The 22,325-nt window shown below is 72.9% G+C and carries 17 protein-coding genes; 15 read left to right on the top strand and 2 right to left on the bottom strand.

The window, feature by feature from the left end; all coding sequences use genetic code 11:
- Nucleotide 1: 1 nt before the first annotated feature.
- Nucleotides 2-940 (bottom strand): ABC transporter substrate-binding protein, encoded by a 939-nt coding sequence (locus ACH4K1_RS29665; RefSeq protein WP_398092635.1) that lies wholly within the window; start codon nucleotides 938-940, stop codon nucleotides 2-4.
- Between the two features lie 551 nt (nucleotides 941-1,491).
- On the opposite strand from ACH4K1_RS29665, the gene ACH4K1_RS29660 reads away from it, so the two are divergent.
- The 10 genes from ACH4K1_RS29660 to ACH4K1_RS29615 all read left to right on the top strand — a co-directional run bounded on the left by ACH4K1_RS29660 (nucleotide 1,492) and on the right by ACH4K1_RS29615 (nucleotide 12,097).
- The gene (locus ACH4K1_RS29660) at nucleotides 1,492-2,370 is read left to right on the top strand and encodes an amino acid ABC transporter permease (protein WP_398092634.1); all 879 of its coding nucleotides are present in this window, start codon (nucleotides 1,492-1,494) and stop codon (nucleotides 2,368-2,370) included.
- On the top strand, nucleotides 2,367-4,208 hold the full coding sequence (locus ACH4K1_RS29655) for an FAD/NAD(P)-binding protein (RefSeq protein WP_398092633.1): 1,842 nt from the start codon (nucleotides 2,367-2,369) through the stop codon (nucleotides 4,206-4,208). Before ACH4K1_RS29660 ends, ACH4K1_RS29655 begins: the two co-directional genes overlap by 4 nt.
- Nucleotides 4,209-4,281: 73 nt before the next feature.
- The gene (locus tag ACH4K1_RS29650) at nucleotides 4,282-5,235 is read left to right on the top strand and encodes an amino acid ABC transporter permease (protein ID WP_398092632.1); all 954 of its coding nucleotides are present in this window, start codon (nucleotides 4,282-4,284) and stop codon (nucleotides 5,233-5,235) included.
- Nucleotides 5,236-5,252: 17 nt separating this feature from the next.
- Entirely contained in the window at nucleotides 5,253-6,005 is a 753-nt protein-coding gene (locus tag ACH4K1_RS29645) for an amino acid ABC transporter ATP-binding protein (protein ID WP_398092672.1), read from the top strand.
- A 28-nt stretch (nucleotides 6,006-6,033) separates the two neighbouring features.
- Nucleotides 6,034-6,996: an ABC transporter substrate-binding protein gene (locus tag ACH4K1_RS29640; protein WP_398092631.1), complete on the top strand. Its 963-nt coding sequence runs from the start codon at nucleotides 6,034-6,036 to the stop codon at nucleotides 6,994-6,996.
- Between the two features lie 96 nt (nucleotides 6,997-7,092).
- A complete protein-coding gene (locus ACH4K1_RS29635) occupies nucleotides 7,093-8,169 on the top strand; it encodes an LLM class flavin-dependent oxidoreductase (RefSeq protein WP_398092630.1) in 1,077 nt (358 codons plus the stop codon).
- Between the two features lie 14 nt (nucleotides 8,170-8,183).
- Nucleotides 8,184-9,464: an NtaA/DmoA family FMN-dependent monooxygenase gene (locus tag ACH4K1_RS29630; protein ID WP_398092671.1), complete on the top strand. Its 1,281-nt coding sequence runs from the start codon at nucleotides 8,184-8,186 to the stop codon at nucleotides 9,462-9,464.
- 4 nt (nucleotides 9,465-9,468) lie between these two features.
- Nucleotides 9,469-10,290, top strand: a complete 822-nt coding sequence (locus ACH4K1_RS29625; protein ID WP_398092629.1) for a DUF1684 domain-containing protein — start codon at nucleotides 9,469-9,471, stop codon at nucleotides 10,288-10,290.
- A 230-nt stretch (nucleotides 10,291-10,520) separates the two neighbouring features.
- On the top strand, nucleotides 10,521-11,420 hold the full coding sequence (locus tag ACH4K1_RS29620; protein ID WP_398092628.1) for a S1 family peptidase: 900 nt from the start codon (nucleotides 10,521-10,523) through the stop codon (nucleotides 11,418-11,420).
- Nucleotides 11,421-11,617: 197 nt separating this feature from the next.
- Nucleotides 11,618-12,097: a hypothetical protein gene (locus ACH4K1_RS29615; RefSeq protein ID WP_228991477.1), complete on the top strand. Its 480-nt coding sequence runs from the start codon at nucleotides 11,618-11,620 to the stop codon at nucleotides 12,095-12,097.
- A gap of 37 nt (nucleotides 12,098-12,134) precedes the next feature.
- Here ACH4K1_RS29615 and ACH4K1_RS29610 read toward each other — a convergent pair whose 3' ends face one another.
- Entirely contained in the window at nucleotides 12,135-13,031 is an 897-nt protein-coding gene (locus ACH4K1_RS29610; RefSeq protein ID WP_398092670.1) for a DUF4231 domain-containing protein, read from the bottom strand.
- 355 nt (nucleotides 13,032-13,386) lie between these two features.
- On the opposite strand from ACH4K1_RS29610, the gene ACH4K1_RS29605 reads away from it, so the two are divergent.
- The 5 genes from ACH4K1_RS29605 (at nucleotide 13,387) to fxsT (ending at nucleotide 22,300) form a co-directional block, all read left to right on the top strand.
- On the top strand, nucleotides 13,387-14,058 hold the full coding sequence (locus ACH4K1_RS29605) for a hypothetical protein (protein WP_398092627.1): 672 nt from the start codon (nucleotides 13,387-13,389) through the stop codon (nucleotides 14,056-14,058).
- A gap of 367 nt (nucleotides 14,059-14,425) precedes the next feature.
- Nucleotides 14,426-14,590, top strand: a complete 165-nt coding sequence (locus tag ACH4K1_RS29600; protein WP_158072158.1) for an FXSXX-COOH protein — start codon at nucleotides 14,426-14,428, stop codon at nucleotides 14,588-14,590.
- Between the two features lie 30 nt (nucleotides 14,591-14,620).
- A complete protein-coding gene (gene fxsBH / locus ACH4K1_RS29595) occupies nucleotides 14,621-16,954 on the top strand; it encodes a radical SAM/SPASM protein FxsBH, inactivated beta-hydroxylase extension form (RefSeq protein ID WP_398092626.1) in 2,334 nt (777 codons plus the stop codon).
- 73 nt (nucleotides 16,955-17,027) lie between these two features.
- Nucleotides 17,028-18,368 carry an FxsC protein gene (gene fsxC / locus ACH4K1_RS29590; protein WP_398092625.1) on the top strand — a complete coding sequence of 447 codons (1,341 nt, stop codon included), beginning with the start codon at nucleotides 17,028-17,030 and terminating at the stop codon, nucleotides 18,366-18,368.
- Nucleotides 18,365-22,300 carry an FxSxx-COOH system tetratricopeptide repeat protein gene (gene fxsT, locus ACH4K1_RS29585; RefSeq protein WP_398092624.1) on the top strand — a complete coding sequence of 1,312 codons (3,936 nt, stop codon included), beginning with the start codon at nucleotides 18,365-18,367 and terminating at the stop codon, nucleotides 22,298-22,300. The genes fsxC and fxsT overlap by 4 nt, the downstream gene beginning before the upstream one ends.
- Nucleotides 22,301-22,325 lie beyond the last annotated feature (25 nt).

Raw genomic sequence — 22,325 nt, 5'->3', positions numbered from 1 at the left:
ATCACTTCAGCTCGGGCGGCGAGATCCGCGAGGTCTCGATCGCGGACCCGGTGACACCCCACTTCTTCAGGATGCGGTCATAGGTCCCGTCCGCCTTGAGCCGGTCGACCGCGGCCTGGAAGGCGGGGGCGAGAGGGGTGCCCTTCTTGAAGGCGAAGCCCACGTCGAGCCGCTTGAACTCGTTGAGGAAGCGCAGCCCCTCCTGCTGGGCCACCGCGTACCGCAGCCCGTTGATGGTGGACATCACCACGTCGCTGCGCTTCTGCCGGAGCGAGATCCAGAGGGCCGCCGGGTCGGCGTAGGTCTTCACCTCGTAGGGCTTCCTGCCCGCCGCCGCGCACCGGGACCGGTTCTCCTGGAGCGTCACCTCGAAGGTGGTGCCCGCCGCGGTGGCCACGTTCAGACCGCACAGCCGGGTGAGGTCGGTGACCTCCTTGAGCGTGCTGTCCTCGCGGACCGCGAAGCCCTGCCCGTCGTTGATGTACGTCACGAAGTCGATGGTCCCGCGGCGTTCGTCGGTGACGCCGAAGTTCCCGGTGCCCAGGTCGTACTTGCCGCTGCCGAGCGCCGGCAGGATCGCCTCGAAGGACGCCACCTCGCGCTCCAGCGTCACCCCGAGCACCCGGGCCGCCGCGTCCGCGAAGTCGATGTCGGCGCCGACCGGCGTGGAGCCGTCCTCCCGGTAGAAGGCGCTGGGCGGGGCGCCCACGGACGAGGCGATCCGCAGGGTGCCCGCCTCGCGCACCCGGGCGGGCAGCAGTCGCGCGGCGGCCTCGTCCTTGCGGACCGTCGAGACCACGTCCGTCTTCGGAACCCTCCCTTCGGCGGCGGCCCCGCCGGATCGGCCGTCCGCCGTGCCGGCCGGCACGGCGCAGGCGGTGAGCGTCAGGGCGGCGACGGTGATGGACGCGAACAGGGCGGTATGCCGGGCGCGGGACATGGCGGTGCTTCTCCGGGTTCGTCGGGGGAGGCCGGCCACCCTCCCCGGCGCGGCGGCACGGCACGGAGCCGCGGCGGCGCGCAGAGCGGTGGAACGTCGGCCGGAGGGAGAGAGGGATCGGCGAGGCGAGACAGGGCAACGGCAGGGCAGGACAGGGCAGAGCAGGGCGGGGCGAGGGGAGGGTGACGCGGTGTGGTGGAGGTGAAGTCACGCGGGAGACGGGGCTCGAACGCCGGAGGAAAAGCGGCGTGAGCAGGGAGGAACCGGACAGCTGCGGGGTCGGCTCAACAGGAGGAGGACCACACGCGACCGAAGTCGATGTGGGAGCGGGTGACCAGCCACTGCTGCGGATGCATGGGCTCAGTGGACCAGCCATCCGGGTGCGCGTCAACCGGCGGGCGACGTACGGCTCACAGTGTGGACAGGCTTGACAACTCCCCGCGCACGCCGCTTATCTCGGAGGCGGACCGGCGCTGAGGGGCCCGGTCCGCGTGTGGTTTCCGGTGTGAAGGCACGCCCCGTGTTCGAGTTGAACCTCCACGGAGCTCCCCATGCCCCCGCAGACCGTCCCGCCGCCCTCCTCCCCGCCGCCGGCCGTCTCCCGGCCGCCGGCCGAGGACGGGCCCGCAGCCCTGCCGCGTATCGTCCCGGTACGCCGGACGGGCCGTCGGGCGGCGGCCGTCGTCGTCCTCGTCCTGCTCGCCCTCGTCCTGAACTCGGTCGTCCGCAACGACGCCTTCCAGTGGGACGTCGTGTTCTCCTACTTCGCCACCGTGCCCGTCCTGCGCGGACTGTGGCTCACGCTCTGGCTCACCGCCGTGGTCATGGTGCTCGGATTCGCGCTGGGCGCCCTGCTCGCCGTGCTGCGGCTTTCCGGCAACCCGGTTCTCCAGGCGGTCAGCTGGGGTTACATCTGGCTGTTCCGGTCCACGCCGATCCTGGTCCAGCTGCTGTTCTGGTTCAACATCGGCGCCCTGTACCCGCAGATCCTCGGCGTCTCCACCGTCAGCCTCCTGGGCCCGGTCGCCGTCGCCGTCATCGGGCTGACCCTGCACGAGGCCGCGTACGCCGCCGAGGTGGTGCGCGGCGGCATCCTCTCCGTCGAGCGCGGGCAGGTGGAGGCCGCCCAGTCCCTCGGCCTCGGCCCCTGGCGGCGGTTCCGGCGCATCGTGCTGCCGCAGGCGATGCGCTCCATCGTCCCGCCGGCCGGGAACATGCTGATCGGCACGCTCAAGGGCACCTCCATCGTCAGCGTCATCGCCGTGCAGGACCTGCTCCACTCCGTGCAGCTCGTCTACCACCGCACCTACCAGGTCATCCCGCTGCTCCTCGTCGCCACCCTCTGGTACGCGGCCGTCACCACGGTGCTGAGCATCGGCCAGCGCTACGTCGAGCGGTACTACGCCCGTGGCACGGCGGGTGCGCGATGAGCGCCGCACCCGCCGTCGTGGTGATCGGCGGGGGGCCGCGCGGCACCGGCGTCCTCGAGCGCATCGCCGCCAGCGCCGGTGAGCTGTACGGCGACGCGCCTCTCGACATCCATCTCGTGGACCCCTACCCGCCGGGCGGCGGCCGGATCTGGCGGCCCGACCAGTCGCCGCTGCTGTGGATGAACTCCATGGCCGAGGACGTCACCATGTTCACCGACGAGACGGTGGAGGCGGCCGGCCCCGTCGTGGCGGGACCGGCCCTGGACGCCTGGGCCGCCGACGTCCGCGCGGGGCGCGTCACCCCGGACGCGGACCCCGCCGTGCTCGCCGAGATACACGCCCTCACCGGGACCGACTTCCCCACCCGGCGCCTCCAGAGCGCCTACCTGCGCTGGACCTACCGGCGCGCCCTGGCCGCCCTGCCGCCCGGCATCACCGTGCACGAGCACCGCACCACCGCCCTCGCCGTCAGCGGTCCGCGCGGCGGCCGCCAGCACGTCCGGCTCCGGGGCCGCGCCGAACCGCTCCTCGCCGACCTCGTCGTCCTGACCGTGGGCCACCTCGACGCCGAGCGGGAACCGGAGCACGCCCGGCTGGGCGACTTCGCCCGGCGGCACGGCCTGGTGCACCTGCCGCCCGACTTCACCGCCGACAGCGACCTCGACGCCCTGCGCCCCGGCGAGCCGGTCATCGTCCGGGGCTTCGGGCTCGCCTTCATCGACCTGATGGTCCTGCTCACCGAGGGGCGCGGCGGCCACCACGAGGGCGGGGCCTACGTGCCCTCGGGCCGCGAGCCGGTCCTGTACGTCGGATCGCGGCGCGGGGTTCCCTACCACGCGAAGATCGGTTACTCCTGGACCGGCGAGCGCCCGCCCCTGCCGAGGTTCCTGGGGCCCGAATGGGCCGAGAAGGTGCTGCGCGGGAAGAGGCCGGTCGACTTCCGGAGCGACGTCTGGCCGGTCGTCGTGAAGGAGCTGGGCCACGCCCACTACCACCGGCTGTTCACCTCCCACCCCGAACGCACCGCCCTGGACCACGAGGTCTTCGCCGAGAAGTACGCCGCCGCCGATCCCGGCAGCCCCGAGCTGGCCGGCCTCATCGCCGAGGCCGTACCCGACCCCGCGGACCGGCTCGACCTCGAAGCGCTCGACCGGCCGCTCGACGGAGTACGCCACGGTTCGCCCGACGCCCTCCAGGAAGCCCTGCGCGCGTACATCACGGACGACCTGGCCCGTCGACACGACCCGGAGCACAGCGAGGACCTCGCCGTCTTCCTCGGGCTGCTCTCCGCCTACGCCCAACTCGTCCGGCTCGGTGACACCGACCCCCGGTGGCACGGGTTCTTCAGCCATCTGGCCTCCGGCCCGCCCGGCCCCCGCCTCCGGCAGCTCCTGGCCCTCTCGCGGGCCGGCGTCGTCCGCTTCCTCGGCGCGGGGCTCACCGTGGAGACCGACGAGGAGCGGGGCCTCTTCCGGGCCCGGAGCACCACCGTCCCCGGCGCGTCCACCGAGGCCCGCGCACTGGTCGAGGCCCGGCTGCCCGACCCCTCGCTCCGGCACACCGCGAGCCCCCTGCTGCGCGCCCTGCGCGACGACGGGGCCGCGATCACCGACACCGGGCTGCTCTCCGTGGACCCGGCCGACAGCCGGGTGCTGGACCGGGAGGGCCGCCCGCACCCGCGCCGTTTCGCGCTGGGCCCGTTCACCACCGCCCGCGCCGGCGGCGCGTTCACCCGGCCCCGCACCGGCGGCCCCGCCTTCCGGCAGAACGACGCCGCCGCGCGCGCCGTGCTCACGTTCCTGCGCGACCTCTCCTGTCGCGCCGACCGCGCCTCCTGACCGGCCCGGCCGGCCCTCTCCCTTACCGCCCCTTCCCGTACAGCCACCGCTTCCGCGCCCGAGGACTCCCTTCATGCCGCTGACCAGCGATCCACCCATCGACCCACCCGTCGACCCACCCGTCGACCCGCCCGTCGACCCGCCCGTCGACCCGCCCGTCGGGCCGCCCACCGTGAAGGCGGACGGACCCGGCACCGACCCCGAGGCGCTCACCGTTGTCCCCGTCCGCCACCCGTGGCGCTGGGCCGCCATCGCCGCCACCGCCGTCCTGCTGGCCCAGTTCCTCAACGGGCTGATCACGAACCCCGGTTGGGAGTGGGGCGTCTTCGCCCGGTTCTTCACCGCGCCGACCATTCTCAAGGCCGTCTGGCTCACCCTCCAGCTCACCCTCTACGGAACGGCGATCGGCTTCGCCCTCGGCGTCGTCCTGGCCTTCGCACGGCTCTCGGCGAGCAGGTTCCTGCGGACGGCCGCGTACGGCTACATCTGGGCGTTCCGCTCGATCCCGCTCATCGTGCAACTGCTGTTCTGGTTCAACCTTGCTTATCTCTACGAGGAGTTGACGTTCGGTATCCCGTTCGGGCCGGGCTTCTTCGCCTTCGACACGATGAACCTCGTGGGCGCGACCAGCGCGGCCGTCCTCGGTCTCGCCCTGCACCAGGCGGCGTACGCGGCGGAGATCGTGCGCGGCGGCGTACTGGCCGTGGACCACGGCCAGTTGGAGGCGGCGGCCGCCCTCGGCATCCCCCGGCTCCGGCAGCTGCGGCGGATCGTCCTCCCGCAGGCCATGCGCTCCATCCTGCCCAACGCCGCCAACGAGATCATCTCGCTGTTCAAGGGCACCTCCATCGTCTCCGTCATGGCGATCGGCGAACTCTTCTACCAGGTACAGGTGGTCTACGGCCGCAACGGCCGGGTGGTTCCCCTGCTGATGGTCGCCACCGTCTGGTACGTCCTGCTCACCACCGCGCTCTCCGTCCTCCAGCACTACGTCGAACGCCACTACGCAAAGGGGGCCGTGCGATGAGCGCACCCAGCGACGCCATGGTCGAAATCCGCTCCGTGCACAAGAAGTTCGGTTCCCTGGAGGTGCTGCGCGGGGTCGACCTGGCAGTCCGTCCCGGCGAGGTGGCCGTCGTCATCGGCCCCTCCGGCTCCGGCAAGTCCACCCTGCTGCGCACCATCAACCACCTGGAGAAGGCCGACCGGGGCTGGATCAGCGTGGACGGCTCCCCGGTCGGCTACCGCAGGGAGGGGAACAAGCTCTACGAGCTGCGCGAACGCGAGGTGCTGCGCCGGCGCACGAGGATCGGGTTCGTCTTCCAGAACTTCCATCTCTTCCCGCACCTCACCGTCCTGGAGAACATCGTCGAGGCGCCCGTCTCGGCGCTGCGCCGCCCTCGCAAGGAGGCCGTCGCGGCAGCGGAGGAGCTGCTGGACCGGGTCGGCCTCCTGGACAAGGCGGCGGCCTACCCCGGTCAGCTCTCCGGCGGCCAGCAGCAGCGCGTCGCCATCGCCCGCGCCCTGGCCCTGGAACCCCGGCTGCTGCTCTTCGACGAGCCGACGTCCGCCCTCGACCCCGAACTCGTCGGGGAGGTCCTCGACGTCATCAAGGACCTCGCCCGCAGCGGCACCACGATGATCGTCGTCACCCACGAGATCGGCTTCGCCCGCGAGGTCGCCGACACCGTCGTCTTCATGGACGAGGGCCGCATCGTCGAACAGGGCCCGCCCGCCGCCGTACTCGACCACCCCGTCCAGGAACGCACCCGCGCCTTCCTCTCCAAGGTCCTCTGAACCGCCTCTCGCCCCAAGGAGTCCGTACGTGTCCGTCCGCCGCGGCACCACCCTCGCCCTCGCCGTGCTCACCGCCACCGGTCTGCTCGCCGCCTGCGGCGCCTCCGACCCGGCCGCCCCCGAGGGCCGCCAGGCCACCGGGGTCGACATCGGCCCCGACCAGGACCGCATCAGGGGTGAGAAGGCGGCTGCCGCCGCCGCCCTCGTCCCCGAGGCGGTCCGCGAGCGCGGCACGCTGCGCATCGGGTCCAGCGCCGACGCCTCGCCGCCGCTCGCCTTCTACGCCACCGACGACAAGACCCGGATCGGCTCCGAGATCGACATCGCCACCCTCGTCGCCGACACCCTCGGTCTGGAACCGGAGTTCGAGCAGGTCTCCTGGGAGAACCTCTTCGTCGGTCTGGACAGCTCCAAGTTCGACGCCGTCCTGTCCAACGTGACGGTGACCGAGGAGCGCAAGGAGAAGTACGACTTCGCCACCTACCGGCTCGACAACATCGCCTTCGAGGCGGAGAAGGGCTCCGGCTGGAAGGTGAAGGGCCCCGCCGACGTCGCCGGGAAGACCATCTCGGTCTCCTCCGGCACCAACCAGGAGAAGATCCTCGTCGAGTGGAGCGAGGAGAACGCCAGGGCCGGGCGCGAGCCGGTGGACATCAGGTACTTCCAGAAGGAGACCGACTACTACCTGGCCCTCCGGTCCGGCCGCATCGACGCCCACCTCGGCCCCAGCCCCAGCGCCGCCTACCACGTCGCCACGGCGGGCCAGTCCGAGATCGTCGGACAGCTCTCCGGGGCCGGCGGGGACCTCCAGGGCAAGATCGCCGCCACCACCAAGAAGGACAGCGGCCTGGTGGAGGCGTACGCCGCCGCGATCGACCACATCATCCGGAACGGCTCGTACGGCGAGGTCCTCAAGCGCTGGGGGCTGAGCGGCGAGGCCGTGGAGAAGTCGGAGATCAACCCGCCCGGCCTGCCGAAACCCACGAGCTGACGCCGGCGCCGCGGGCCCGTCGTCGCGACCGCGCCCCGTCCGGCCCGGCCACGACGGCGCCCCGGTGCCCCCGCCCGCCGACCCGAGAGGTACCGCATGTCCACCCGTACCCCCCTCCACCTCGCCGCCGAGATCGGCGGCCCCCCGCACTACGACGCCGGGCACTACCTCCGGCTGGCCGAGCTGGCCGAGGACGGCGCGCTCGACTACGTCACCTTGGGCGACTCGTTCGCCCGGCCCGGCCTCGACGCGCTCGCCGTCCTCGCCCGTGTCGCCCCCCGCACCGACCGGATCGGCCTCGTCCCGACCGTCACCACCACCCACACCGAGCCCTTCCACGTCTCCTCGGCCGTCGCCACCCTCGACTGGGTGAGCCGGGGCCGGGCGGGCTGGCAGGCCGACGTCTCCACCACCGAGGCCGAGGCCCGGCTGTTCGGCAGGCGCCCCGCCGCACCCCCCGCCGAGCTGTGGCGGGAGGCCGGCGAGGTGGCCGACGTCTCCGCACGGCTCTGGGACAGCTGGGAGGACGACGCCGAGATCAGGGACACCGCCACCGGCCGCTTCATCGACCGGGACAAGCTCCACTACGTCGACTTCACCGGCTCCGCCTTCACCGTCAAGGGCCCCGCGATCGTGCCGCGTCCGCCGCAGGGCCGGCCCGTCACCGTCCTCGACGCCACCACCGCCCCGGCCCGCGAGGCGGCCGCCCGGCACGCCGACGTCGTCCACATCCGGGCCACCACCCCCGAGCAGGCGGCCGCCGTCCGCGACGAGGTGCGCGCCAGGGCCGCCGCCCACGGGCGCGACCCGGAAGCCCTGCGGGTCCTGGTCGCGCTCACCGTCGACCTCGGCGACGCGGAGACCGCGCCGGAGCCGGGGCTGGAGACCGGGCCGCAGCTCGCCGGGCGCGGCACCTACTTCCGGGGCGGGCCCGTCGACCTCGCCGACCTCATCGCCCGATGGCACGGCTCCGGCGCGGCCGACGGCTTCCACCTCACCCCCATCACCCCCGAACGCGACCTCGAAAGGATCGTCAACGGCACCGTGGCCCTCCTCCAGCACCGCAGCCTCTTCCGCACCTTCCATCCCGGCGGCACCCTGCGGGAACACCTGGGACTCCCGCGCCCCGCCGGCCGGTACTCCACCGCCCGGACCGCCGGGAAGGGGGCCTGACCGTGCCGCGCCCGATGCACCTCGCCGCCCATTTCCCCGGCGTCAACAACACCACCGTGTGGGCCGATCCCCGCTCCGGCAGCCAGATCGACTTCTCCTCCTTCGAGCACCTGGCCCGGACCGCGGAGCGCGGGAAGTTCGACTTCTTCTTCCTCGCCGAAGGGCTGCGGCTGCGCGAGCACAACGGCCGCATCCACGACCTGGACGTGGTCGGCCGGCCCGAGTCGCTGACCGTGCTCAACGCGCTGGCCGCCGTCACCGAACGGCTCGGCCTCGCGGCCACCGTCAACGCCACCTTCAACGAGCCCTACGAACTGGCCCGCCGGCTCGCCACCCTCGACCACCTCAGCGCGGGCCGCGCCGCCTGGAACGTGGTGACCTCCTCCGACGCCTTCACCGGCGAGAACTTCCGCCGGGGCGGCTACCTCGACCGGGCCGACCGGTACGTACGGGCCGCCGAGTTCGTCGCCACCGCCCGCGAGCTCTGGGACTCCTGGACGCCCGACGGCGTCTCGCGGCCGTTCGCCCACGAGGGGCCGCAGTTCACGATCTCCGGCGAGTTCACCGTCCCGCGCTCGCCGCAGGGGCATCCGGTGGTCATCCAGGCGGGGGACTCCGACGAGGGCCGGGAGTTCGCCGCGTCCGCCGCCGACGTCGTCTTCACCCGGCACGGCACCCTGGAGGCGGGCCGTGCCTTCTACGCCGACGTCAAGGCCAGACTCGCCGCGTACGGCAGGCAGCCCGACGACCTCAGGATCATGCCCGGCGTCACCGTGGTGACCGGCGACACCGACGCCGAGGCCCAGGAGCTGGCGTACGAGATCCGCCGGCAGCAGGTCTCCCCGCAGAACGCGATCCTCGCCGCCGAACAGGTCTGGGGCGCCGACCTCTCCGCGTACGACCCCGACGGCCCGCTCCCGGACTTCGACCCGGTCCCCGACTCCGGGATCACTCAGGGCCGCGTCCGGCACGGCGACCCCCTCGCGACCGCCGCCCGCTGGCGCGCGCTCGCCGAGGCCAAGGGGCTCTCGCTGCGGGGGACCGTCATCGAGACGACCACCCGGCAGTCGTTCATCGGCTCGCCCGCCACCGTCGCGGCCGAGCTGACCGCGTTCGTCGACGGACGGGCCGCCGACGGCTTCATCCTCGTCCCCCATCTCACCCCCGGGGGCCTGGACGACTTCGTCGACCGGGTCGTCCCGATCCTCCAGGAGAGCGGGGCCTTCCGCTCCGCCTACACCGGCTCCACGCTGCGGTCGCACCTCGGCCTCCCGGAGCCGGTGTGGAAAGGTTGACCGCATGAGCACGGACGCACAGCAGCAGGAGCAGGGCGGCGGCCCGGACGCCGCGCGGGACTGGCAGCGGTGGCACGAAGGGCGGATCGCCGCCGTCGCCGCCCCCTACGGCCCGCTCTCCCTGACCGGAACCCACTGGCTCGCCGACCACCCGGAAGGGCGAATTCCGGCCGTCCCGGGGCGGTGGCGCGAGGACGGCGACGAGGTGGTCCTCACGGCCGCCGCCGAGGACGCCGTCACCGTCGACGGCAGGCCGCTGACCGGCGAGGTCCGCCTCGGCGCCGACCGGGGGCCGGCCGACGATTCCCGGGTGGCGAGCGGGGACCGGCGGCTGGTGGTGATCCGTCGCGAAGGGCTGTGGGCGGTACGGGACTTCGACCCCGCGTCCCCCGCGCGGCGTGCCTTCTCGACCATCGAGGCCACCCCGTACGACCCCCGCTGGGTGCTGCCGGGGACCTTCCGCCCCTACGGCGACGACCGGACGGTACGGGTGGCCAACGCGGACGGGGTCGAGCGCGGACTCGGCCTCGGCGGCGAGATCGCCTTCGCGGTGGACGGCGAGGAGTGCGTGCTCCGGGTCGCGGTCGAACCGGACGGGTCGCTGTGGGCCGTCTTCGCCGACGCGACCAGCGGGAACAGTAGCTACCGCTTCCGCTTCCTGCGGCCCGGGGCGCCCGCCGCGGACGGCCGGGTGACGGTCGACCTCAACCGCGCGCTGCTGCCGCCGTGCGCCTTCGCCGACCACTTCATCTGCCCCTTCCCGCCCCCGGGCAACACGCTCGCCGTCGCGGTCCCGGCGGGGGAGCGGAACCGCCTCGACGCCTGACCCGGAAGAAGCCCCTCCGGCCCCGCGCGCCCCACGGCTCGCGGGGCCGGATGCGCGAGTGACCGGCGTGGCCGAAAGACATTCTTGCGTCTCCCGTCCGGCCGCCTCGATACTCCGGTCAGCGATTGTCAGGGGCACGGCAAATCCGGAATCCGGACAGGCCCCCGACTGCGCCTCACGGGCCCACCACCCCACAGGAGGGCCCCCGATTCCCCTCGGAGGAACCCGACGTGAGGATCAAGCGCACCAACAACCGCTCCGCCACGGCGAGACGCGTCCGCACCACGGCCGTCCTCGCGGGGCTCGCCGCCGTCGCGGCGCTGGCCATCCCCACCGCGAACGCCGACACGCCCCGTACGTTCAGCGCCGACCAGCTGACCGCGGCGAGCGACGCCGTGCTCGGCGCCGACATCGCGGGCACCGCCTGGAACATCGACCCGCAGTCCAAGCGCCTCGTCGTGACCGTCGACAGCACGGTCTCGCAGGCCGAGATCGACCGGATCAAGAAGTCGGCGGGCGCCAACGCCGGCGCGCTGCGCGTCGAACGCACCCCGGGCACGTTCACCAAGCTCATCTCCGGCGGCGACGCCATCTACTCCGGCACCGGACGCTGTTCCCTCGGCTTCAACGTCCGCAGCGGCACCACCTACTACTTCCTCACCGCCGGCCACTGCACCGACGGCGCGACCACCTGGTACGCGAACTCGGCCCGCACCACCGTGCTCGGCACGACCTCCGGGTCGAGCTTCCCCAACAACGACTACGGCATCGTGCGCTACACCAACACCACCATCCCCAAGGACGGCACGGTGGGCGGCCAGGACATCACCAGCGCCGCCAACGCCACCGTCGGCATGTCCGTGACCCGCCGCGGCTCCACCACCGGCACCCACAGCGGTTCGGTCACCGGCCTCAACGCCACCGTCAACTACGGGGGCGGCGACGTCGTCTACGGCATGATCCGCACCAACGTGTGCGCCGAGCCCGGCGACTCCGGCGGCCCGCTCTACTCCGGCACCCGGGCGATCGGTCTCACCTCCGGCGGCAGCGGCAACTGCTCCTCCGGCGGAACGACCTTCTTCCAGCCGGTCACCGAGGCGCTGAGCGCCTACGGCGTCAGCGTGTACTGACCGGCCCGCCCGGGCCGGGTACGGAGCTGTCCGTACATACGTGCCCCCGTCCGGAATTCCGGACGGGGGCTCCCGCTCGCCCGGGGGCTCTTGAGAGGATGACGCCACGACGGGTCGTCGCGACGGGGCGACGGAGGGTGCCGGGGGCGGGCGTGCCCCGGACCGCCCTCCGCTGGGCATCAGGGGGTAGCAGGTCCGTGTACCGCATCGGAGTGACCGGGCACCGCTCCATCCCCGCCGAGGCCGAGGCCCATGTGCTCGCGGGGCTGCGCGCCGCGCTCTGCGGCCGCGGAGGGGCGACGCAGGCGCTCTCCAGCCTGGCGGTCGGCGCCGACCAGCTCTTCGCCGACCTCGCCCTCGCCTGCGGTGCCGAACTGACCGCCGTCATCCCCAGCGGCGACTACGAGGCGTGCTTCGAGAACGCCGTCGACCTCGCCCGCTACCGGACGCTCAAGGCGCGCGCGGTCCGGGAGGTGCGGCTCGACTTCCCGCACTCCACCGACGAGGCGTACTACGCGGCCGGCACCTACATCGCCGACCACTGCGACCGGCTGCTCGCCGTCTGGGACGGCCTCCCCGCCCGGGGACTCGGCGGCACCGGCGACATCGTGACGTACGCCCGGACCCTCGGCCGCCCGGTCACGGTGATCTGGCGCGACGGCGTGCTGCGCGGCTGACCCCGGCCGGACCCGCGGCCGCCCCGGCCCCGCCGGCTCACACCCGGTGCCGCACCAGCCAGTCGGTGTGCTCGGGCGACACGATCCGCTCCGTCTCGAAGACCGCCGCCGGCCAGTGCCGCTCGGTGAGGGTGGTCTCCATGGCCGCCTGCATCGACTCCAGGTCCTGCTCCACCAGCGAGTGCGCCGAGATCAGCGGATGGTGCCGGCGCATCTCGTTCCAGGCGAGACAGGCCGCCGCCGCCGCGGACAGCACCCCCGTCAGCCCGAACGACCGGCCCACCCCGAACGCCTGCAGCGTGCTCAGGGCCAGCGCCGGGAGCGTCAGCGCGACGATGGCGCCCGACCACAGCAGCGCCCCGCGCCGGGACGCCTGCTGACGCCTGCGGTACCAGCGCCGCTGCTCGATGAGCCGGTCCCGCACATAGGTCTCCTTGCGGACCGTGTACGCCTTGTTCCGCAACGCGCGCATCGACTCCGTGATGAGCCCGCCGGAATCCGGCAGCTCCTCGCGCGGATCGGCCCACCCCACCTTCCGCAACTCCTGGAGGCCGTCCTCCAGGCGGTTGGCGAACAGCGCCTCGGGATGCTCGGTCGTGCTGTCGAACGGGGCGCCGTGGACCGCGTACCGCCAGCAGTTGGACTTGATGAACTCGGCCGCCGAGCGGTTCAGCTGCCAGTGGGACTTGGCCTTGCGGTGGGAGGCGAGGAACGTCGTGAAGAGCACGCCCAGATAGGCCAGCACCGCCGCACCGTGCAGGACGCGGGCCGCCGGGCCGTCCTCGGCGGACCACGGCAGCGCCGCCGGGACCGTACCGGCCACGAGCAGCGCCAACTGCGCCCGCGTGGTGTTCACGGCCTCACGCTGCCGGGCCACCGCGACCGCGTCCGTGTGGTGGAACAGCGCGGGCAGGTCGTCGTTCCTGAAGACCATGGATCTCAGCGGCTCGGGCAGCGCCGTCACGGTCGCCTCCGTCTGCAGTTGTCGTGTGACCCGGCCGGACGTCCCCCTGCCCGTCCGGGGCCACGAGAGTAGGGGCGGGGGCCGGGTGCGGCAAGAGCGCCCCGGCCCTCAGGCCGGACGCCGCGACGAGGTTCGGCCACCCTCGTGCGAGCGGCCTTCCTCACCCGGCGGCGCTGTGGCAAGGTTGCCCAACTGGGCTGTACAGCAGGCGAGTCGGCGTCCCCTTCGGTGGGCACGGCCGCCTCCGGGCGGGGGAGGGGCCATCGAGGGGGACCGGCGCGGAGGAGCGGACGACGGCATCCCGCTCCAGGACGCTCAGCGCAGGGTGCGCCGCAGCCCGCTGCTCTTCACCGCACCGCTGGCGCTGCTCGCGCTCCTGGTCCTGATCCTGCTGTGGGAGACCGTGCGGGCCAACGTCTCGCCGGAGGCCCGGAACGACTGGCCCTGGCGGCTGCAACTGCTGGACACGGAGGCGCTGGGGAGCCTGCTCGCCGTGGCGACGGGCGCCGTCCTGGCCCGGGCCCAGTACGCCCGCACGGTCCGGCCCTACCTCGGCTACCGGGGCTCCTGGCGCACCGGGCCGCTCGCCGAGGGGGAGCCCGCCTGGCGGGTGGGGATACTGAACGGCGGCCAGCACATCGCCGTGGTCGACAGCTGGGAGTGCCGCGTCGTGCTGCGCGGCGGGTCCGACGCGGCGCCGGCCCCCTGGGGCCCCGTGCCGGACGTCGTGGCCGCCCTGGCGTCGGCCGGGCTCGCGGTGGGACGGGACTACCAGCTCATCGCCTTCGGGGCGGGCTTTCCGCTGGTCGGCACCGGGAACTACGAGACCGTGCCGGTGGGCGTCTTCTCGCAGCGGTGCGTCGAGAAGGTCGAGTCGCTCCACATCCGGCTCCGGGTCACGGACGTCGTGGGCGACAGCCACGAACGCGTCCTGGACTGCATGCGCGGCGCCCGCGCGGAATACAACGTTCCCGGCACGGAACCGGTGAACGGGTGAACCGCCGGCCCCGGCGGGACGATCCGGCGGCCGTGTCCGGGGCGGCGCCGCGCACGTCACCGGTGGCGCGCCGGACATCTGTGCGGACGGCCGGGGGGCCCTCCGCACGCCTCTCACCTGCGAGAGCCGGCGGCGGGGGAGCCTGCCCTCCGGCCCGGCGGCCCCGCTCTTCCTCCCCCGCTCCCCCGAGCGGCCGAACGAGGGCGGTGTTCCGGCTTCCGGAACACGGGGGCGAAGGCCGCTCCGCCGGCATGTGGAGGGCCCCCGGCGGTAGTAAAGTGCGCATGCCGGGCCGTGTGGTGACACGGAATCCGGCGGTGTTGGATTGTCCGGAAACAGACCCCCTCAGGACCCCCCTAGGACGGCCGTGAAGACCTACGGAACCACCCCCGCCTTCGCCCCGGCGAAGACCCGCGCGACCCTCGCGGCGACCGACGTCCGCAGCGCCGAGGCCGTCAGGAAGATCAGCCGCGCGATCGGCGCGACGACGGCCCGGTCCACCCGGATCTCCACTTTCAGTTCTGCTCTCTGATCAGGCGTCAGAACTGGCTAGACTGGTGGAATGACAGGACCCCTGGTCCCCTTCCGTGAATTCGTTCTCAAAGTGCACAGCAGGTGTGATCTCGCCTGCGACCACTGCTACGTCTACGAACACGCAGATCAGAGTTGGCTGACCCGCCCGAAAGTCATCTCCGACGAGGCGATTTCCTGGACTGCCCGGCGCCTGGCCGAGCATGCGACGACACATGCGCTCCCCTCCGTCACAGTGATCCTGCACGGCGGGGAACCGCTCCTGGCGGGGCCCGCGCGACTGCGCCGGGTCTGCGAGGAGCTCGGCTCGGCCCTGAACGGCATCGCTGAGCTGGACCTCAGGATCCACACCAACGGCGTCCAGCTCAGCCCCCGCTACCTCGACCTCTTCGACGAGTTCCACGTCCGCGTCGGGATCTCGCTCGACGGCGACCGCGCCGCCAACGACCGCCACCGCCGGTACGCCGACGGACGCAGCAGCCACCCGATGGTGCTGCGCGCGGTCGGCCTCCTCCGCGAGGAGCGCTACCGCCACCTGGACCTCGGCCTGCTGTGCACGGTCGACGTCCGCAACGACCCGGTGGCCGTGCACGACGCCCTCGCCGCCCTGGAGCCCCCGCTCGTCGACTTCCTGCTGCCGCACGCCACCTGGGACGACCCGCCCCACCGGCCGGACGGCTCGCCCACCGCGTACGCCGACTGGCTGCTGACGGTCTTCGACCGCTGGACCGGACAGGGCCGCCCCATGCCGGTGAGGATGTTCTCCTCGGTGCTCTCCACCCTCGGCGGCGGCCCCAGCCTCACCGAGTCCCTGGGGCTCGCCCCCACCGACCTCGTCGTCATCGAGACCGACGGGACGCTGGAGCAGGTCGACTCGCTCAAGAGCGCCTACGAGGGCGCCGCCGCCACCGGCTTCGACGTCTTCCGCCACACCCTCGACGAGGTCGCCGCCCACCCCGGCGTCCGGGCGCGCCAGCTCGGGCTGGCCGGGGTCGGCGACGCCTGCCGCCGCTGCCCGCTGGTGCGCTCGTGCGGCGGCGGGCTCTACACCCACCGGTACCGCTCCGACGACGGCGCCGGCGGGGGCTTCGACAACCCCTCGGTCTACTGTGCCGACCTGACCGCCCTGATCCGGGGCGTCGAGGACCGGACGGCCGCCGCCACCGAGTCGCCCGCCCTCCGGTCGCCCGAGGCCCTGCTCGCCGCCCACCAGGACCTGACCCGTACGCTGCTCGCCGTTCTCCACGACACCCTCGACGGACGCGGTGGGAGGCTCTGGGACGACGGCTGGCGGCTCGCGGCGGCGGTCGAGGCGGACCCCGCCGGAGCCGACGCGCTCGACGCGGTCCTCGCCCACCCCTACACCCGTCCCTGGCTGGTCGAAGCGCTGGAGGACGTCGACGCCGGCCGCGGCCTGCCGGAAGCCGCCGCCGAACGGCTCGCCGCGACCGTGGCCGCCGCCGCCGTCCGCGCCGGCCTCGACCTGCCCGTGCCCGTGGCGTACCGCGACGGAAGCCTCCACCTGCCCACCCTGGGCACCGTGCTCCTCGGCGGCCCCGCGGAGCGGGGGACGGCGGTCGTGCACCCCGCGGGCGGCGGCTTCCTCGTCCGGGGGGCGCGGGGCGCGCCCGGCGCGGAGCGGCACGTCGCGCACGACGAGCCCGAGGGCCCGCACTGGCTGCCCGTCCGCACCCTGCGCCGGGCGCCCGCCCCCGTCCTCCTGCTGGACGACCTCGACCCCTTCCGCGACCGCTACGACGCCCCCGCGACCGGTCGGCTCGACGCGGCGGAGGCCGACGCCTGGGCGCGCCGGATCGCCAGCGCCTGGGCGCTGCTGGCCGACGCGGTGCCCGACCAGGCGGCCGAGGCGGCCCGTACGCTCACCGCGCTGACCCCCCTCTCCGCCGGGGCGGCCGAGCCGGGGCGGCACGGACCCGGCGCGCTCGGCATCGGCCCGGCGGCCGACGCCGACGCGTTGGCACGCGCCATCCTGGGCGGAGCGCGCCGGGCGAAACTGCGGGCGCTCGGTGAAGTGACGGATCTTTACGCCCTGGACGGCACCTGGGAACATCGGACGCCGTGGGGGAGCGACCACGTGCCGTTCTCCCGGCTGCTGACCGAGACATTCGAACGGGCGGGGCTCGGACTGTACGATCCGCGCTTTCTCACGGGTGTTCCGGAGGCAATCGACATGATCGAGAACGCGGCGGAGGTGACGGTCGACGGCAAACAGCTGATCGCCGCTGTCCGCAAGGAGATCAGCGGAACACGGAGCGCCGCCGGGAAGAACCCCCACCGGGTCCTCCCGCCCTCCGGCCCTTCACCGGACATGCCGGCGTCTGACCGGAAAGTGACGGTCGAATGACCGAACGGCCAGGAGAGGAAAACGGTCCGCTCCGGAATGATGAGTTCGCTTGCACTCCCTTCCTCCTTCTGGGATGCGAGTGCTCATACAGGACGGGGGTCGTGTGCACGCATCGACGCAACAGCGAGCGGTGGGCCATCGGCCGTATTTCTTTCTGAGTTACGCCCACACGCCGGGATACGGCGCCGGCACGGACCCCGACATGTGGGTCGAACGGCTTTTCCAGGACCTCTGCGGCCATGTGATGGCCATGACCGACTTACCCGCCGGGGCACGCGCCGGGTTCATGGACCGGGAGATACGCTCCGGCGAGGGCTGGTCGGAACGGCTCGGTGACGTCCTCGCCACCTGCCGGGTCTTCGTCCCCCTGTTCTCGCCGCGCTACTTCGCCAGCGAGATGTGCGGCAAGGAGTGGTACGCCTTCGAGCAGCGGGCCATCCACCACCGCGCCCGCTCCAACGAACCGGCCGAGGCCATCGTCCCGGCGCTCTGGGTGCCGGTCCCCCCGAGCCAGCTCCCCGGCCCGGCCGAGCGGTTGCAGTTCAACCACCGCGACTTCGGGGAACGGTACGTCAGCGACGGCCTCTACGGTCTGATCAAGCTCAGACTCTTCGCCGAGGAGTACGAGCGGGCCGTCTACGAACTGGCCAAACGCATCGTCAGCGTCGCCGACACGGTCCGCATCGACACCGGCCGGCCCGTCGACTACCGCCTGGCCCCCAGCGCCTTCGGCTCCCCCGGCAGCGAGGTCGGCGCCCCCCGGCCGATGCGGATCACCATCGCGGCGCCCACCCGCCACGACCTGCCCGAGGGCCGCAACGGCGACCACTACGGCGACCACCCCCAGGACTGGAACCCCTACTACCCGGCCTCCGCCCGCCCCCTGGCCTACGTCACCGGGGAACTGGTCCGCTCCCTCAACTACCAGGCCGTGATCACCTCGTTCGACGAGGACCGGCACGAGGCCAAGGCCCCGCCCAGCACCCCCGAGATCCTCATCGTCGACCGCTGGGCCCTGCGGGACGAGGACCACTGCCGCCGGCTCGCCGCCTTCGACGCCGAGAACCGCCCCTGGGTCACCCTGGTCGTGCCGTGGAACCGCGACGACCACCAGAGCCGGGCGGCCGACGCCGAACTGGCCCAACGCCTCGAAGCCACCATGCCGGTCAAGATGGGCCAGGGCCGGGCCCTGTGCCGTGCCGCGGCGAAAGGAGTCCCCACGATGGAGGCGTACGGACAACTCCTGCCCCAGGTGGTCGAGGTCGCCGCCCAGCAGTACCTCAAGTACGCGAAGGCCTACCCGCCCGGTTCCGGCGGTGGCTCCGGCGAACGGACCCGGCTCACCGGCCCCATGGGCGCCACGAGCTACATACCCGACCCGCACGACCCTGCGACGGAAGCGGAGGACCTATGAGTGCCGGTCGTGACGGGCGCATCGTCACCTTCTACTCGTACAAGGGCGGTACGGGGCGCACCATGGCCCTCGCCAACACCGCCTGGATCCTCGCGGCCAACGGCAAACGGGTGCTGGCCGTCGACTGGGACCTGGAGGCCCCCGGGCTGCACCGGTTCTTCCACCCCTTCCTGGACCCCGCCACCCTCGGCGCCACCACCGGTGTGATCGACCTGATCACCGAGTACGCCTGGGCCGCGACCAGCCCCGTCCAGCGCCCCGAGGACTGGCACCGCGACTACGCCCGCATCCAGCCGCACGCCGTGTCGCTGACCCCGGAGTCGCTGGGCTGGGAGTTCCCGCAGGGCGGCACGCTCGACTTCGTCTCCGCCGGCCGGCAGAACCGCGAGTACAGCGCCACCGTCTCCACCTTCGACTGGGACAACTTCTACGACCGGTTCGGCGGCGGCACCTTCTTCGACGCGCTGCGCGACGACATGAAGGCCCACTACGACTACGTTCTCATCGACAGCCGGACCGGCCTCAGCGACATCGCCGACATCTGCACCGTCCACCTTCCGGACGTCCTCGTCGACTGCTTCACCCTCAGCGACCAGTCCATCGACGGCGCCGCCTCCGTCGCCCGCCAGATCGCCGAGCGCAACACCGGCCGCCCCATCTCCGTCTACCCCGTGCCGATGCGCATCGACGAGGGCGAGAAGGAGAAGGCGGACGCCGGACGGGCGCTGGCCCGGCTCAAGTTCGACCGGCTGCCGCGCGGCCTGACCGGCGACGAGCTCACCGCCTACTGGGGCGCGGTGGAGATCCCCTACCGCCCGTACTACGCCTACGAGGAGACGCTCGCCACCTTCGGCGACGAGGCCGGGCTCACCAACTCGCTGCTCTCCGCCTTCGAACGGCTCACCGCGGTCGTCACCGACCGGGAGATCACCTCGATGCCCCCGATCGGCGAAGAGGTCCGGCTGCGCATCCGCGACGCCTTCACCCGGCGCAGGCCCGCCCTGCCCGCCGATCTCCACCTCTGCTACGTGGCGGAGAACCGGATGTGGGCCGACTGGCTCGAGTCCATCCTCACCCGGGCCGGCTTCCGGGTCGTCCCGCGCGACGTCTCCGCCGAGCGTCCGCCCCAGGAGCAGGCGGACCCCGCCCCGGAGAACGCCGCCCGCACGGTGGTGCTGCTCTCCAGCGCCTACCTGAAGTCCCAGCGGGCCGTGGAGCTGTGGGAGCGGACCGCCGCCGAGGCCGTGGGCAGCGGCCACCGCCGCCTGGTCCCGCTGCGCGTCGGGGACGTACGCCTGACCTCCCCGTACATCGACCGCAACCCGGTCGACCTCTTCCGGCTGGACGAGGTGCACGCCACCACCGCCGTGATGCGGGCCCTGGACCGGCCGGTGCAGATCACCGACGGCGTCCCGCCCGGACCGCGCTTCCCCGGCACCGTGCCGAGGATCTGGAACGCCCCGCCCCGCAACCCCGGCTTCACCGGCCGCTCGCTCGTCCTGGAGCGGATGCGCGACCAGCTCGGCGGCGGCCTCGCCGTCGTCCTGCCGCAGCCGCAGACCCTGTACGGACTCGGCGGCGTCGGCAAGACCCAGGTGGCCCTGGAGTACGTGCACCGCTTCATGGCCGACTACGACCTGGTGTGGTGGATATCGGCCGAACAGCCCGACGACGTGGTGGCCTCGCTCGCCGAACTCGCCGTCCGGCTCGGCGCCCAGGGCGGGGACGACATGGCCGCCGCCTCCAAGGAAGCCGTCGACCTGCTGCGGCGCGGGGTGCCTTCGGACCGCTGGCTGCTGGTCTTCGACAACGCGGACGACCCCGAGCAGCTGCGCCGCTACTTCCCGCAGGGCGGCTCCGGCCACATCCTGGTGACCTCCCGCAACCAGAGCTGGTCCCAGCACGGGGACGCGCTGCCCGTGGACGTCTTCCTCCGCGAGGAGTCGATCGAGCACCTCCAGCGCCGGGCCCCGGGGCTCAGCGACGAGGACGCCGACCAGGTGGCCACCGCCGTGGGCGACCTGCCGCTCGCCGTGGAGCAGGCGGCCGCCTGGATCGCGGAGACCGCCACCCCCATCGACGCCTACCTCGACCAGCTCGCCCGGCAGGCGCCCCAGGTCCTCGCGCTCAACCAGCCAGCCGGCTACCCCGAACCGGTCGCGGCGACCTGGAACATCTCCATCGCCCGGCTCAGGGAGCGCTCGCCCGCCGCCGTACGGCTGCTCCAGCTCTGCGCCTTCTTCGCCCCCGAACCGATCTCCGCCAACCTCCTCTACAGCAAGGAGATGATCGACGCCCTGAAGCCGTACGACTCCTCGCTCCAGGAGAAGCTGGTGCTGGGCCGGGTCATCCGGGAGATCGGCCGGTTCGCCCTCGCCAAGGTGGACCAGGTCTCCAACTCCGTCCAGGTGCACCGCCTCGTCCAGGCCGTGATCAAGGCGCAGCTCAGCGAGGAGGAGCAGCGCGAGACCCGGCACGTCGTCCACCGCATCCTGGCCGGCGCCCGGCCCGACGACGACGAGCCGATAGACAACCCGGAGACCTGGCCGCGCTTCGCGACGATCTGGCCGCACCTCGGCCCCTCCGACGCCCGCAACTGCAAGGAGCCGGAGACCCGCAGGCTGCTGATCGACCGCGTCCGCTACCTCTGGAAGCGCGGCGACATCAGGACCGCGTGGGCGCTGGGCGAGGAGCTGCGCGAGATCTGGCGCGAGCAGCTGGGAGAGCGCGACCTGCAGTATCTGTACCTCTGCTTCCACCTCTCCAACATCCTGCGCACCCGCGGGCGTTACGTGGAGGCGAGGGAGCTGGACGAGTTCACGCTGGAGCGGCAGCGGGAGGTGCTGGGGCCCGAGCACCCGCACACGTACATGACCACCAGCAGCCTCGCCATCGACCTCGGCCTGCTCGGGGAGTACGAGCGGGCCATCGAGATGGCGACCGAGGCCCACGAGGGGTTCGGGCAGATCTTCCACGACTCCCACCCGCGGACCCTGGCCGCCGCCAACAACCTGGCGCTGAACCTGCGCAGCGTCGGCCAGTACGCCCGCGCCCGGGAGATCGACCAGGACGTCTACGACCTGCGCACCCAGGTGCTCGGACCGGCCCACCCCTACAGCCTCTCCTCCGCCATGAACCTGGCGCGCGACCTGCGGGAGGTCGGCCGGTACGAGGACTCGGTGACGCTGCTCTCCACGACGTACAACAGCTTCAAGGAGACGATGGGCCGCACCTTCCCCGCCACGCTGAGCGCGGCGAAGAGCCTCGCGGTGTCGCTGCGCAGGGCGGGCCGGCTGGAGGACGCCCGGCGGCTCACGGTGGCCACCCGCGCCCGCTACCGGGCGAAGTACACCACCGCCAACCCCGAGTCGCTGGCCTGCGACCTCAACCTGGCGGCGGACCTGTTCGCGGCGGGGGAGAGCGTGGAGGCGCGGGACACCGCGCAGGAGGTCGTCGACCAGTACATGAAGGTGCCGGGGGAGAAGCACCCGTACACCCTGGCGGCCCAGAACAACCTCGGCGTCTATCTGACGGGGGCCGGGGAGCCGGAGGCGGCGGAGCGGGTGCTGAAACTGGTCGTCGCCGCCATGCGGGAGACGTTCGGCCGGGAGCACCCCAACACCCTGTTCTGCGTGATGAACCTGGCCAGCGCGACAGCCGACCTGGGCGAGCTGGACATCGTGCTGGAGACCGAACAGCGGCTGGCCGTGCAGGTGCGCGAAGCGCTCGGGGCGCACCACCCCGAGACCCTGGCGGTGACCTCGAACATGGCGGTCACGCTCGACGCCATGGGCCGCCAGGACGAGGCGGCGCAGCTGCGGTCGGAGCTCGTCGTCGAGCTGGCGCGTCAGCTCGGCGACGACCATCCGCTGGTCCGGATCGCCCGGACCCAGGAGCGGTTCCGGCGTGAGCTGGAGCCGATGGCGGTGTGACGCCGCGTGTCGGGAGGCCGGCCCT

Origin of the sequence: Streptomyces sp. NPDC017448 (assembly GCF_044330565.1) — a bacterium.
In the GTDB taxonomy this organism is placed as follows: domain Bacteria; phylum Actinomycetota; class Actinomycetes; order Streptomycetales; family Streptomycetaceae; genus Streptomyces.
The sequence above is the reverse complement of the archived record's forward strand: the minus strand, read 5'-3'. Positions and strand labels throughout refer to the sequence as shown.